The sequence below is a fragment of the Rhizobium jaguaris genome (assembly GCF_003627755.1).
Classification (GTDB): domain Bacteria; phylum Pseudomonadota; class Alphaproteobacteria; order Rhizobiales; family Rhizobiaceae; genus Rhizobium; species Rhizobium jaguaris.
Window position 1 is genome coordinate 467,212 of record NZ_CP032695.1, and the last position, 13,188, is coordinate 480,399.

The 13,188-nt window shown below is 56.1% G+C and carries 11 protein-coding genes and 1 pseudogene; 9 read left to right on the top strand and 3 right to left on the bottom strand.

The genetic code is table 11. The features are described from left to right. The first annotated feature begins 65 nt into the window (after positions 1–65). From CCGE525_RS24290 to CCGE525_RS24300, 3 genes are all read left to right on the top strand, one after another. On the top strand, positions 66–1,046 hold the full coding sequence (locus CCGE525_RS24290; protein ID WP_120706916.1) for an NAD-dependent epimerase/dehydratase family protein: 981 nt from the start codon (positions 66–68) through the stop codon (positions 1,044–1,046). Positions 1,047–1,090: 44 nt separating this feature from the next. After that, positions 1,091–2,080, top strand: coding sequence for a substrate-binding domain-containing protein (locus tag CCGE525_RS24295; RefSeq protein ID WP_120706917.1), 990 nt, complete (start codon positions 1,091–1,093; stop codon positions 2,078–2,080). Between the two features lie 291 nt (positions 2,081–2,371). Continuing rightward, complete coding sequence (locus CCGE525_RS24300; RefSeq protein ID WP_120706918.1) at positions 2,372–2,710, top strand: hypothetical protein; 339 nt, start codon at positions 2,372–2,374, stop codon at positions 2,708–2,710. A gap of 147 nt (positions 2,711–2,857) precedes the next feature. Here CCGE525_RS24300 and CCGE525_RS24305 read toward each other — a convergent pair whose 3' ends face one another. Then, entirely contained in the window at positions 2,858–3,370 is a 513-nt protein-coding gene (locus CCGE525_RS24305) for a DUF995 domain-containing protein (protein ID WP_120706919.1), read from the bottom strand. A 742-nt stretch (positions 3,371–4,112) separates the two neighbouring features. Here CCGE525_RS24305 and CCGE525_RS24310 point away from each other — a divergent pair. Next, positions 4,113–5,060, top strand: a complete 948-nt coding sequence (locus CCGE525_RS24310) for a helix-turn-helix domain-containing protein (protein ID WP_245472278.1) — start codon at positions 4,113–4,115, stop codon at positions 5,058–5,060. A gap of 47 nt (positions 5,061–5,107) precedes the next feature. Here CCGE525_RS24310 and CCGE525_RS24315 read toward each other — a convergent pair whose 3' ends face one another. Beyond that, complete coding sequence (locus CCGE525_RS24315; RefSeq protein ID WP_120706920.1) at positions 5,108–6,463, bottom strand: carbohydrate porin; 1,356 nt, start codon at positions 6,461–6,463, stop codon at positions 5,108–5,110. Positions 6,464–6,634: 171 nt separating this feature from the next. Between CCGE525_RS24315 and CCGE525_RS24320 the strand changes: the two are divergent. The 5 genes and pseudogenes from CCGE525_RS24320 to CCGE525_RS24340 form a co-directional block, all read left to right on the top strand. After that, positions 6,635–6,878 (top strand): annotated as a pseudogene (locus CCGE525_RS24320) (hypothetical protein); the annotation flags it as partial. A gap of 185 nt (positions 6,879–7,063) precedes the next feature. Then, positions 7,064–8,113 (top strand): UDP-glucuronic acid decarboxylase family protein, encoded by a 1,050-nt coding sequence (locus tag CCGE525_RS24325; protein ID WP_162950290.1) that lies wholly within the window; start codon positions 7,064–7,066, stop codon positions 8,111–8,113. Then, positions 8,113–9,099 carry a UDP-glucose 4-epimerase GalE gene (galE, locus tag CCGE525_RS24330; protein WP_120706921.1) on the top strand — a complete coding sequence of 329 codons (987 nt, stop codon included), beginning with the start codon at positions 8,113–8,115 and terminating at the stop codon, positions 9,097–9,099. Before CCGE525_RS24325 ends, galE begins: the two co-directional genes overlap by 1 nt. Next, on the top strand, positions 9,096–10,961 hold the full coding sequence (locus CCGE525_RS24335) for a glycosyltransferase family 2 protein (RefSeq protein ID WP_120706922.1): 1,866 nt from the start codon (positions 9,096–9,098) through the stop codon (positions 10,959–10,961). Before galE ends, CCGE525_RS24335 begins: the two co-directional genes overlap by 4 nt. A 56-nt stretch (positions 10,962–11,017) precedes the next feature. Beyond that, on the top strand, positions 11,018–11,977 hold the full coding sequence (locus tag CCGE525_RS24340; protein ID WP_120706923.1) for a glycoside hydrolase family 26 protein: 960 nt from the start codon (positions 11,018–11,020) through the stop codon (positions 11,975–11,977). 111 nt (positions 11,978–12,088) lie between these two features. Here the strand turns inward: CCGE525_RS24340 and CCGE525_RS24345 are convergent, their stop codons facing one another. Beyond that, positions 12,089–13,096, bottom strand: coding sequence for a zinc-dependent alcohol dehydrogenase family protein (locus tag CCGE525_RS24345; protein WP_120706924.1), 1,008 nt, complete (start codon positions 13,094–13,096; stop codon positions 12,089–12,091). Positions 13,097–13,188: the final 92 nt, after the last annotated feature.

A 13,188-nucleotide genomic window follows, 5' to 3' on the forward strand; every position in this document is an offset into this window, starting at 1 on the left:
CGTTTGTAGTACAATTCCGCTGACGCGCGAGGGTATCTGTATATTAGCTGTTGTCGAGGGGGAGCATGTTAATCCTTGTCACCGGCGCAACAGGCAAGGTCGGGCAGCACTTCATTGCCCGACTGCTGGACGATTCACGTTTTTCAAAGGCGCGCATCCGTGCGCTTTGCCATAATCGCACTTGCCCTGAAACAGAGCGGGTAGAGGTAGCACGAGGCTCGATTGCTGATCGAGAAACAGTTGCCGAGGCGCTTACCGGTGTCACCCACGTCGTGCATCTTGCGACATGCAAGGAAACGCCCGCCGACGTCATGGACGTCACCGTCAAGGGGCTGTTCTGGCTACTCGAGCACTTCCGCACGAGCGCCACCGCGCGCCAGTTCATCCTCATCGGCGGTGACGCCGGTATCGGCCATTTCTACTATCGCCACGAAGCGCCCATCACCGAAACCACGCCGCACCAGGCCTATCCAGGATGCTACGCGCTTTCGAAAGTGCTGGAAGAGCTGATGCTAGCGCAATTCGGTATCCAATATGGCCTCAACGGCTGCTGCCTGCGCGCGCCCTGGATCATGGAAAAGGATGACTTCAAGTTCACGCTTTCGTTCGGCAACGACGTTTTCGGCGGACCTGACTGGAAGACGCTTGTCCCGCGGGCAGATGCGGAGCGTTATGCCAAGGACAGTACGGTTCCGCTGCTGCGCGACGCAGACGGACGTCCGTTGAAGCGCAATTTCGTTCATGTCGAAGACCTTGTTTCGGCGATCCTTTCGGCCATCGATAATGCGCGGACTAAGGGACAGCTTTTCAACGTCTGCATGGATCGACCCGTCGACTATGGCGAAGTCGCAGCCTATCTCGCCCGCACGCGAGGTCTCGGTTCCATCGATATAGCCAGCCAGTTCCATTCGAACTGGATGGACAACAGCAAGGCCAAGTACCTGCTGAATTGGAGCCCCGTCTACGATCTGGAAATGCTTATCGACTCGGCCTGGGAATACGAGCGTTCGGAGGAGGATCCGCGCATCGTCTGGTATCCGGGTTGATCACGTGGCGGGCAGTGGCGCCCGCTTTTCAAAGGGAGGAAGCCATGAGGAAGGCATTGTTGCTTACAGTCGCGGTATTGGCGCTTACGGCCGGACAAACCCTGGCAGCCAAGAAACAGCTTGTCATAGTCGTGAAGGGTTTGGACAACCCGTTCTTCGAAGCGATCAACCAGGGTTGCCAGAAGTGGAATAAGGAAAACGCGAGCTCCGAATACGAGTGCTTCTACACCGGTCCTGCCTCGACCTCTGATGAGGCTGGCGAGGCGCAGATCGTTCAGGACGTGTTGGGCAAGGCGGAAACGGCAGCGATCGCCATATCGCCGTCAAACGCCAAACTCATCGCCCAGACGCTGAAGACGGCCAATCCGAAGGTTCCGGTGATGACGGTTGACGCTGACCTTGCGGCCGAGGACTCAGCGCTGCGCAAGACCTATCTCGGAACCGACAATTACCTGATGGGTGCGCGCATCGGTGAGTATATCAAGAAGGCCATGCCGAGCGGCGGCAAGATCTGCACGATTGAAGGCAACCCCGGCGCCGACAACATTCTTCGCCGTGCACAGGGGATGCGTGATACGCTGACGGGTAAGAAAGGTCTTACCGAACTAAAGGGCGAGGGCGGCTGGACGGAAGTCGCCGGTTGCCCGGTGTTCACGAATGACGATGGCGCCAAAGGTGTCCAGGCGATGACGGACATCCTGGCTGCAAATCCAGATCTCGTGGCGTTTGGTATCATGGGTGGCTGGCCGCTGTTCGGCGCCCCGCAGCCTTATCGTGATCTATTCAAACCGATGGCTGACAAGATTGGCAAGAACCAGTTCGCGATTGGTGCTGCGGACACGATCGGCGACGAAGTGGCGATTGCCAAGGAGGGCCTGGTGACGGCACTCGTCGGCCAGCGGCCATTCGAGATGGGCTACAAGGCGCCCTCCGTGATGATGGACCTGATCGCCGGCAAGAAGGTCGAGGGTACTCTCTTCACGGGGCTCGATGAATGCACCAAGGACACCGCCGACACTTGCATTCAGAAGTAAAAGAGGTAACCGGAGCATGCCGCTTTCCATGCTCCGGTTGACAAATGCCCTGGTGGAAGCCGGCCTAAAAGATTTTTCTGACAGCTAAGTCTCCCGAGACTAAAGTCAGCGTCGGGATCCGCATCGCATCGTGAATCGGTATCTGGGCATGACCCGCTCGCGACCAAGATTCCAATAGCCTATCATGCCGCGATCGGCCCTGAAGCCTGGCGTCAGTTCTGCCGCGTTAAACGCCCTGAAATACATCTTGTATTAAAACGCTCACCTGTCGAAGTCTGGGAGTCGTCTGGGATGTTTATTGAAAATAAAATTTGTGTTTTCCTGCCATTTGAAACGCTTAAAGGCAGACTCAGAGTAGTACTTGCATCGAAGTTGTTATGGGAAATATTGAAGGCCGCCTTGTTCGTCGTCGTTTGTGCGGCCGTGCCGACAGAAATGGCAGCCGCACAACCAATCTCGGTAGAGCAGGGCTATCAAAATGCCGCGAAGCCATCTGATGCAAAAAAGAAGATGACGAAGAGCAAAAACGCGACTTCTACAAATTTTGTAAAGCCAATTTATCTCGGGGCTGCGCCGTATATTTGCACACCAAGCGGATTTGGGCACACTTCAAAATGCTTTTTAAGATGAGCGGCTTTCGGTCTTGAGCGCCGGGTAGGATCCGCGAGGAGTACAGAACGCAGACTGAAAGGGCCGTCTGTTCACAGCCCTAAAGTGAGCATGTAAGCAATCGGCCCGTCAGACAGCAAAAAAAAGTCCTTGCAGGAATGCTTTGGTCTACTTGTGTTGCGACAGCTTTATCCGCATGCGATTGTATCCAGCGGTTGCATGGTCGCCAGGTCGTACCTTCTGATATTCATCGCCGGCCTTGGCCGGAGTCGTCTTGAATGCATACCAATCTCCGTCCGGCTCGCGTTTCTGGAATATAACGTTGCCTCTCCTTCGATGACTGAAACAGGTCAATGCCGGGGCGTGTCCTGTCTTCGCGTACCATGTGGCCTTGAAACAGAGCTTGCCCGGATCGGTTACAAACCAATGCCCAACGCCGTATGAACCCGTTCCTTCACCGGACCACGCCTTAAAGTCGCGCTGTTTTGCCGCAAAATAGCCTGCGCCGTCTTTCCAGATCCAGGTGCGATTGTAGTAGAGCTGAAACACCTCTTCGGTGGACAGTGGGACTGACTTAGCTGGCGGTTTTGCCATACTGCTTTGGGCGGCATTTGCAGCAATGGCACCCGTGCTGATCGCACCGAAGATGCACAATAATAGCAGCGTTCGGAATACAGTCATTGGTTTCCTCCTGTCTGTTGGATGTCAGCCGGCGATTAATTTCCGACAGATTGGCATTGGAAGAATTGCGATATCTGACCGTCTGTTTGTCGATTTGAGCAGCTTGGGGTTGATCTTGCAAGCGCCTGGTTTTTTGCAGCCGCGTTTAATCCTTTCTCCAGCATCAGGATCGCGGCGCCGCACCCGTCGGCCTCGGCTGGAGGGCAGAGGTTCTTCTCATCGTATCGTTGATAATCGCCTTGCAGATGGTGGCGAGCGGGCCACCCAAGGCGATGGCAGAGGATTGTCGACTTTTTTGGTTCGATGGTCGTTGGCCATTCTGATGCCAGTCACGAGGCATGCCCCTGGTGCGCAAACATTCTTGGCGACCTGAGGGCACTTTGTTTCGCCGCCTGATTGAATATATATATTCTCAATCAATCATAAACAACTTAGTTTTAAAACGTTTGCTTATGAAAACTCAGGGTGGTACAAATAAGCCACTGATTATTGTGAGGAAATTTTGCCTGACTCGCCACAGAATGGGCCTTCGCCACCAGTTCCCGTCGAAAGACAAAGTGACGGGCAGGCTAGTGCGCAACCGAATTTGCAGATCGAACGCCGGCGTTGGCCCCGATCGTCGGACACTGCTCAGGAAGCAAGTGCGCCTTTGCCGCCGGCGCTGGAGCCTCTGCGGTTTTCCACGCGCAGTCTGCCGTTGAGTGATCAATTTGCAGCCTGGCAGACGTATTTGGCGCCTCTGATGGATATCAGACTGCCGGATGGTGTATCGGAGGAAGCTGGCTTTCCTGCCGATCATACGGCTTGGAACCTTGGCGGCATGCTCGTCGTCCAGCAATCGGTACCTCCGCATTCTTACGCGCGTTCGGCGGCAAAGCTGCGATCAAATTCGATCGACCATTGGCATGTCGTACTGCTGCGCAGCGGCCGAAGCTGGACCGAGGTGGATGGCAAGGTCTCTGAGGGTGGGCCGGGGAAGGTGGAGCTAAGGTCCTTGGGCCATCCTTTTCGAGGAAGGGCGACCGACTCACAAAGTCTCTCCGTTTACCTGCCGCGGGAGCTATTTCTGGACACGGCTGCCGTCAACGACATCAAGAATAATATGGTATTCTCCGATACTTATATTAATCTCTTGATCGACTATCTCGGTAGCCTTGAGGCAAAGCTGGCCAGCATGACTGCGCCGGACCTTCCTCGTGTTGTCCAAACAACCCGCGACATGCTGGTTACGTGTCTGTCGTCCCCGGCGGGAAACTCCGGTCCTGAAAAACTACAGAGCAATTTAGCCCTGATGGAGCGCGTGCGTCGTTTTGTTCAGCAAAATTTGAGTTCGCAGAATCTCACGCCGGATACAATATGCCGGGAACTCGGCATTTCGCGCACCCGGCTTTACCAATTGTTCGAGTCGAGTGGCGGCGTCCTCCACTATATCCAGAAGCGTCGCCTTTTTTCAGCACATGTTGCGCTCAGCGACACTGTGAACCGACAGCAGATTCTGGAGATTGCCACCGCTGTCGGCTTTACCTCCGCGGCTCACTTCAGCCGGGCGTTCAGCAAGGAATTTGGTTATACGCCTCGCGAGGCCAGAAACGTTGCAGCGCCGCCCTTTCTTGCTCGGGCAGTTTCACCCGTGGACATAAAAGACAGCTCAAACCCATTTGGTAACTGGCTTAATTCCCTCGGACATTGATGTAAGCGTATCTCCAGTTATGCTTGGCGGGGATGTCCCAAGCCGTCTCAGAAGGTTGCCACGGCTCTGAGACCAAAAATCGCGGCATTCTGTATCCGTGAATTGGGCTTGCTGGGGTCGGCTGCATTGCCGCCGGGTCGGATGACATATTGAAAGAAGGGCTGGGCCGACAGCCAAGGCGTTACAGCGGCCTGATAGGTGGTTTCGATCACAGCCTCGGAGCTCGGAACGGGCTGTGATGCTCCGGTGAAGGCATTCTGAGCCTTTACCAGATCCGACGTGCCCGAACTCATGCTGGCATAGGCAAAGCTGACACCGGCCGTGTCATCGTCACGCCCTGGCAGGAGCCCTTTATAGGCAAGACCCATATCAAAATACCAGTTCATGCTATTGCGATCCTGCTGTGGTGCGATCGCTATGCGGACAAATCCATTAAGACCATTGTCTGAACTGCCTGGCTCTTGCCAAAGTGTTTGATCGACAACGCCATATAGCGCAAAATTGCCGGAGAGCCGACGCGGGCTCCCGCTCGACAAAGGATCGGCCAGGGAAACACCGTTCGATGCGGTGGAGAGACTGTCAAACTCCTCCGAATTGTACCAGGCCCCGATCTTATAGGTGCCAGGCAAACCCGGATCACCTTTCCCCGGCATATAGGCATAAGCCGCTTCGGCAATCGCGAGCACGCCATCTCCAACCGGAAACCCCAGTCCATTGGCATTGCCGTTCGGATCTGATCCGGTTGGACTCCCATTGAAGACGGCGGCCTGCAACGTCCAAGCATCGTCAGGCTTGACGATGATCTGGGCGCCCGGAACGGCAAAGGGATAGGCCGGTCCTCCTCCCGGAAGATCCGCCGCGAAAATGCCGGGCCATCCGAATGTCGAGTTGACGAAAAGACTGGCGGTATTGCTGATCGCGAAATTCTGGTCCGCCAGAATTTGCCCGAGCTTCACCGTCACCGCGCCATTCATGAGACTCTGCGAGATATAAAATTCTCCAAGCCTGAAGCCGGGATCTGCCTCAACCGACGTCACGGTCAGGAGATTGCCTATATTCTTCCCAGACAAGCCCTGGCCCTGAATGGCATAACCGGAAATATGAATGCTGCCGCCGGTCCAGCCTGCCAACCGGCCCATGTCGAAGTCGCCCTGCAATTGGAAGACACCGTCATAGGCAGCTCCCCTTCTCAGACCGCCCGATACATTGCCAAGTACATCGCTGGTCTGCGACATCGTGAAAGTGACACCCTGATCCCGCAACCAGTTGCGATAGCCATGCCAATCGCCGGTGAGCGTCGTTTCGGCGTAGGATGGCGGTGCCGTGTCGTCCGCCCTGGCACCTGCCGCAAACATTATCATGGCGAGTGTAAGCGGAAGCGCAGCGACGGCTGAATTTCTCATCGGCTTTCCTTTGCCTGAAACATTGATCGCATTTCAGTAAGCCTGCGAATGCCGGCCCGTAGACAGTATAACTTCGATGCAGACATGGAAAACCTGTGGGTGAAATAGACAGGTGGCGCGCATCGCCCTGACGATTGGATCCTTACTCTGGATGTTTGGTGCCGATGTTTGATGGTGCAATCTTCTCGCGATCTCGGAGGAGTTCACCGTGGCCATATTCTACATGGGAGCGCCCGACGACAAGGCAATCCGTCGAGCAATACAAAATAGTGAACGGAGCCTGAGGGCACTTTCGAAGCGGTATGGGATCGGTCAGAAGACCGGCGCCAGATGAGAGAAGCGGACATCGTTGGCTGATCTGCAGACCGGGCCGAAGGAGCCGCATTCGCCGATCCTCTCAAAATCGCGATCGGCAAGACATGCTGTTGCAAATATGGACGCTACGGCAAGTTTCAGGATTCGCGTCTAACGACAGTTAGAATTTTAGAAAGTATAAAAAAACAATCATAACAACGCCGAATACAACGCTTTGCTCCGATTAGGCACATCACAAGTGTGCCTCCAATCGACAAAGAATAGGCAGACTTTGGGATTAGATCGATGAAAGTCATGCGTCCGATAACCAACCGCATTAATACTGACTCGCTCATTAGCGAGATACGTGTTCTCCGCTCGAAACAGCAGGCTCGACATATTCTGGTCGCCGGTGGTGCTGGTTTTCTTGGATCGCATCTTTGCGAGCGCCTCCTCAAATTGGGCCACACGGTCATCTGCGTTGACAATTTTTCAACGGGACTGGAACGCAATATCAGCCATCTGCGGGACTTCAAGCGCTTCAGTGTCATAAGGCATGACGTCGTGGATCCGATCGACATCGAAGTCGATGAGATCTACAACCTTGCCTGCCCGGCATCGCCTCCTCACTATCAGGCTGATCCGGTGCATACGATGAAGACGTCCGTTTTCGGTGCACTCAATTTGCTGGAACTTGCTGCATGCACCGGTGCCCGCATCTTCCAGGCCTCCACGTCGGAAGTATATGGCGACCCTCTGGTACATCCTCAAGTTGAAAGTTATTGGGGAAACGTGAACCCGTTTGGCCCTCGGTCCTGCTACGACGAGGGCAAGCGCAGCGCCGAAACGCTATTCTTTGATTTTCATCAGAGACACGATGTCGAGATCAAGGTCGCGCGAATTTTCAATACATATGGCCCCAACATGCGTCCCGATGACGGCCGTGTTGTATCCAACTTCATCGTTCAAGCGCTGAAGGGTCAGGACATAACGATCTACGGCGACGGCTCACAGACGCGCTCGTTCTGCTTCGTCGATGATCTCATCGAGGGCTTTCAGCAGCTGATGGCGACCGAGCCGTCGTTCACCGGACCTGTTAATCTTGGGAATCCGGGTGAATTCACCATTCTGGAACTCGCCGAGCAGGTGATCAAACTGACCGGCTCGCGCTCGAAAATGATCCGTAAGCCGCTGCCGACAGATGATCCGCAGCAGCGCCGTCCCGACATATCCCTCGCACAGAGCAAACTGGGCTGGCAACCGCTGGTGCCGCTGTCCACCGGCCTGGAAAGGACGATCTGCTATTTCGATCGCCTCCTCACCGTAGAAGCACATGAATGGGTGGGGACCGCGTGATGTCGCAACGAAAAGTTCTGGTAGCCGGTGGCGCCGGATATATCGGCAGCCACACGGCAAAGCTCCTTCACTCAAACGATATTGAGCCGATTGTCTTTGACAATCTGGTCACGGGACATCGCTCTTCAGTGCGCTGGGGACCATTCGTGCACGGCGACATCCTTGACACAAGCGCCTTGACACGGACCCTCATGCAATACAAGCCGGATGCGGTCGTGCATTTTGCTGCATCGGCCTATGTCGGAGAATCCGTCGAGGACCCCGCGAAATATTACCGGAACAATGTCATCGGCACGCTGTCCCTGTTGGACGCCTGCCGTCATGCCGAAATCGACAAGATCATATTCTCGTCAAGCTGCGCGACCTATGGCACGCCGCAGTTTCTCCCGATAACGGAGACAACGGCGCAGCAGCCGATCAATCCCTACGGCAGGACGAAGCTCATTGCCGAGCAGGTCCTGCGGGATTATGCGACAGCCTATGATCTGAAATATGTTGCGCTGCGGTATTTCAATGCATGCGGGGCCGATCCTGATGGCGAGCTCGGCGAATGGCATGAGCCGGAGACGCATCTCATTCCAAGAGCGTTGCTCGCGGCCAGCGGGGCGATCTCGCATCTCGGCGTTTTCGGCGACGACTACGACACGGAAGATGGAACCTGCGTCCGCGACTACATCCACGTGACGGATCTGGCACGCGCCCATGTTCTGGCGCTTGAACACCTCGTCAACGGTGGCCGGAACTTCGCAGTCAATCTCGGAACCGGTCATGGCTTGTCGATAAGCGAAATCCTGACGGCCATCGCTCGCGTGACCGGTCGCGAAGTACCGGTTGAAATGCATCCAAGACGGGCCGGCGACCCGCCGGCTCTATATGCTGATTCGACCTTTGCGCGTGAGACGCTGGGCTTCTCGCCGGAATATTCCGACATCGACACCATCATCCGCACAGCGGCTCCCTTTTTTGGCTTGGGGTCACGGGCATGACGGATGTCGCTGACAAAATCACTCTGGATGCGGCTGAACCGGCACAGGTCCCGGTTCTCGAAGGCCGGTACCGCAAGGAATATCTTGTCGGTGCTGCAATCTGGCTGGCAATGCTTGTTTATTTCTGGGCCTGGTGGCTGAAGCCAGAGCATTATATCGGCTTTTGGCGCTTCGCTCTGGTCACGGCCATATTGGCTTGGGTCACACTTCTGCCGGCCTACTTCATTGCAATATTCCATCGCGCGCGCAAACCCAGCGGACCGCTGCAGCTGCCCGCCGGCAGCCGCGTCGCCATGGTCGTAACGAAAGCCCCGTCCGAGCCTTTTTCCGTCGTGGCAACGACCTTGCAAGCCATGCTCGATCAAGCATTTCCGCACGACACGTGGCTTGCCGACGAAGATCCGAGCCCGGAGACGTTGAACTGGTGCCAACAGCGCGGCGTCTTCGTTTCAACGCGCAAGAACAGGCCGGATTATCACCGTACGACCTGGCCGCGCCGCACGCGCTGCAAGGAGGGCAATCTCGCCTTTTTCTACGATCACTACGGCTATGACCGCTACGATTTCGTCGCGCAGCTCGATGCGGACCATGTTCCGGAGCCGGGTTATCTCGTCGAAATGCTGCGCCCCTTTGGCGACCCGGCTGTCGGCTATGTCTCCGCGCCGAGCATCTGCGATCGCAATGCATCGGAAAGCTGGTCTGCACGTGGGCGGCTTTATGCGGAGGCGAGCATGCATGGCTCGCTCCAGGCTGGCTATAACTACGGGCTCGCTCCTCTTTGCATCGGATCGCACTATGCGGTGCGCACCGCCGCCCTCAAGGAAATTGGGGGGCTGGGACCGGAGCTTGCGGAAGACCATTCGACGACGTTGATCATGAATGCACATGGCTGGCGTGGTGTGCATGCGCTTGATGCTATCGCGCATGGCGACGGCCCCCGCACGTTTGCGGATCTCGTCACTCAGGAATTTCAGTGGTCACGCAGCCTTGTCATGCTGCTGCTGCGATATTCGCCGATTTACCTTTCGCGCTTGCCCCTGAGACTGAAGTGCCAGTTTGTGTTCGCTCAGTTGTGGTATCCGCTTTTTGCGCTGTTCATGACCCTGATGTTCGTCATGCCAATTCTGGCACTTGCCTGCCATCAGAACTTTGCTGCCGTGGGCTATCCCGAATTTCTCGCGCATTTTGCGCCGCTCTCTGTCACGCTGACGGTTCTGGCTTATCGTTGGCGGGCCAGCGGTTCATTCCGGCCGTTCGATGCCAAGATTTTGAGCTGGGAGGCCGTGTTTTTCCTCTTTGCACGCTGGCCATGGGCGGTGGCTGGAACGATCGCTGCCGTCCGGGACTGGATGACCGACTCCTATGTCGACTTTCGCATCACGCCCAAAGGCGCGTCTGAAGTGGATCCGCTGCCGTGGCGAGTCTTGATGCCTTACGCTGTCCTGTCACTCGCTTCGGTGGCACCGGTTCTGCTTGTGAACAACGCTGGTGAAACGCGAGGTTTCTATATCTTCGGAATTATCAATTCCGTGCTCTACACCCTTCTGCTGCTGACGATCGTCATCCAGCACGCCCGAGAAAATGTCGTGAGGATTCGAGCAAACACGTATCGGCCGGTTATGGCCGCGAGCCTCCTCTGCCTCATCGCCGCGCCGGGGTTCGCCACCGTCGAACGCGGAACGGAAGGATTGGCGTCTCTGACGTGGGGTGCCGGGCAATTGAGGCTTTATGAAACCACCTACGCAGTGGCTGGCGCAGGCTTTGGAAGGCAAGAGCTCCAAAGGTTCACGTTCAAGCCACATTGGTTGCCCGCCACGTCGAACACTGGGCTTTTGCAAGACGAGCCATCGGATCCGATCTGAGGCCGGAAACGACTAGGCAAACGACATCAATGTTTTGTTGACAGGAGGAAAACCCAATGAGCAACAAGAAAACCAAGGCAGTAACAGTCGCCTTATTTGTAACTTTGGCGACGACGGGAACAATCTTGGCGGCAAGTATACCCCGCGGAATCCCGGCTGGCGCGGCGGTTCAGAACGACCAGATAACTGACAAACGTCCGAAAATCGGTCCGGACTCCGTTACCTTCGGCGCATATGATCCTCACGGTGATTTCACCAACGACCCGAACTCAAAGATCGAGCATATTTTCCTTCCTTGGGAAGATGTCGATCTTTCAACGCTGACGCTCGCCGATGAGTACGCGCAGAAGCGGGGACGGAAGCTTCTGATTACGGTGGAGCCGTGGTCCTGGTCGACAGATTGGCGTTCGACACCCGAGAAACTGCTCGAAGGCATTCTGGCTGGCAGGTATGACAGCAACATGGCTGCCGTCTGCTCGACTGCAGCCACGCTGAAGAGTGATGTCACCATCCGTTGGGCGCAGGAGATGGACGAAACCGAAAACCGGTTCACTTGGTCGCACTGGCAACCCAGCAGTTACGTCGCTGCCTATCGGCGAATGGTAGACGTTTGCCGCAAGCATGACAAATCGGCGAAATATATGTGGTCGCCCAAGGGGGAGCCCGGCCTTGCCGCATTCTATCCCGGGAATGACGTCGTCGACGTCATCGGCCTGTCAGTCTTCGGCCTGCAACAGTTCGACAAGGATCATTTCGGTACAGATCGGACGTTTGCTCAGTTGCTGGCACCCAAATATCGGCTGGTCCAGGGCTTTGCCAAGCCCGTCATGGTGGCCGAGCTGGGCTATGAAGGGGACTCCACATATGTTGGCAACTGGGCTGCGAACGCTGCCAAGCGATATGCCGAATTTCCGAATCTGACGGCCATTGTCTACTTCAATGACAAGGAGCTCTATCCTTGGCCCAAGCCCTATGGTCTCCCCAACTGGCGCGTTGTCAGGGAGGCCACAAATTAAACGGGATACAGCAAACGGCGTCTTCACAAAGTATGACCACGCCGCTGTGACGCGCATGATCCCAGCTTCCGCGACGAGCAGCGATAAGCTGAGCAACCAAGATAGCGGAGGCTACCAGTTGAGCCGGATGGCGACTTTGCCGATGGGACCGCTGGATTGGGCGCGATAGGTCTCGGCGATATCGCCGAGGCCGAATATGTTTGCGAGCACCGGCTCGATCCGCGCCGCATGGATTGCCCGCATCGCGTTGCCGAAATCTTCGACCGATCCGGTGTTGTTACCTTGTATTCGCAAGGCTTTGACGATGACGGGCATCAGATCGAGTTGCAAACTCGTGCCGGTGATGAAGCCAATCGTGAAGATGACGCCGCCATAGCGAGTGGCGGCAATTGATCGGCCAAATGTAGCCGATCCGACTGTATCGAGCACCAGGTCGGCGCCAAGGCCATTCGTCAGACGTAGGACCTCGGCATCCCAGTCCGGTGATGTGCTGTAATTGATCGTTTCGTCTGCCCCAAGCTCTCGCGCCAAAGCAAGTTTGACGTCGGATGAGGAGGTAACGATCACGCGGGCGCCGCGTGCCTTGGCGAGTTGCAGAGCGAAAACGGAAACGCCACCCGTTCCCAGCAATACGATCGTCGAGCCGGGACCGACGTCGGCGCAAACAAGCGCGTTCCAGGCCGTTGTCGCGGCAATCGGCAGTGTCGCGGCCGCTTCGTAGGAGAGATGGTCGGCAAGCTTGACGGCAGAGGCTGCATCGACGGTTGCTATTTCGATCAGAGAACCTGGCAACGAAACGCCGCGGGTCGTAGCGGCTTTTTCCATCGTGCCGCGTCCTGCAAACCATATCGCCTTTGGATGCACGGCGACCCGGTCTCCAACCGCGAGGCCGGTAACGCCGTCCCCGATGGAAATCACTTCGCCGGCACCGTCGGCAACGGGAATGAGCGGATAGTTGATGCCGGGATATTGTCCAAAGACAACCGCCAAATCGATGAAGTTGAGACTTGCGGCCCGCATGCGCACAAGGATTTGCCCGTGACCGGGAGGCAGGGGGTCGGGGACCTCAACTCTCGCGAGATGATCCAGGGAAGGTCCGGTTAGTGAAATCGCGTGCATCAGTTTTCCTTTCGCGAACTCCAATGCCTGCGACTATGATCCCTGCGTCCAGATCATTGAATAACGCGCTATCGCAGTTTATAACTGCAATT

Bases quoted from the DNA above. Each gene is read 5' to 3' on its own strand.
- CCGE525_RS24290 (WP_120706916.1), top strand. From the start codon at position 66: ATGTTAATCCTTGTCACCGGCGCAACAGGCAAGGTCGGGCAGCACTTC.
- CCGE525_RS24295 (WP_120706917.1), top strand. From the start codon at position 1,091: ATGAGGAAGGCATTGTTGCTTACAGTCGCGGTATTGGCGCTTACGGCC.
- CCGE525_RS24300 (WP_120706918.1), top strand. From the start codon at position 2,372: ATGTTTATTGAAAATAAAATTTGTGTTTTCCTGCCATTTGAAACGCTT.
- CCGE525_RS24305 (WP_120706919.1), bottom strand. From the start codon at position 3,370: ATGACTGTATTCCGAACGCTGCTATTATTGTGCATCTTCGGTGCGATC.
- CCGE525_RS24310 (WP_245472278.1), top strand. From the start codon at position 4,113: ATGGATATCAGACTGCCGGATGGTGTATCGGAGGAAGCTGGCTTTCCT.
- CCGE525_RS24315 (WP_120706920.1), bottom strand. From the start codon at position 6,463: ATGAGAAATTCAGCCGTCGCTGCGCTTCCGCTTACACTCGCCATGATA.
- CCGE525_RS24325 (WP_162950290.1), top strand. From the start codon at position 7,064: ATGAAAGTCATGCGTCCGATAACCAACCGCATTAATACTGACTCGCTC.
- galE (WP_120706921.1), top strand. From the start codon at position 8,113: ATGTCGCAACGAAAAGTTCTGGTAGCCGGTGGCGCCGGATATATCGGC.
- CCGE525_RS24335 (WP_120706922.1), top strand. From the start codon at position 9,096: ATGACGGATGTCGCTGACAAAATCACTCTGGATGCGGCTGAACCGGCA.
- CCGE525_RS24340 (WP_120706923.1), top strand. From the start codon at position 11,018: ATGAGCAACAAGAAAACCAAGGCAGTAACAGTCGCCTTATTTGTAACT.
- CCGE525_RS24345 (WP_120706924.1), bottom strand. From the start codon at position 13,096: ATGCACGCGATTTCACTAACCGGACCTTCCCTGGATCATCTCGCGAGA.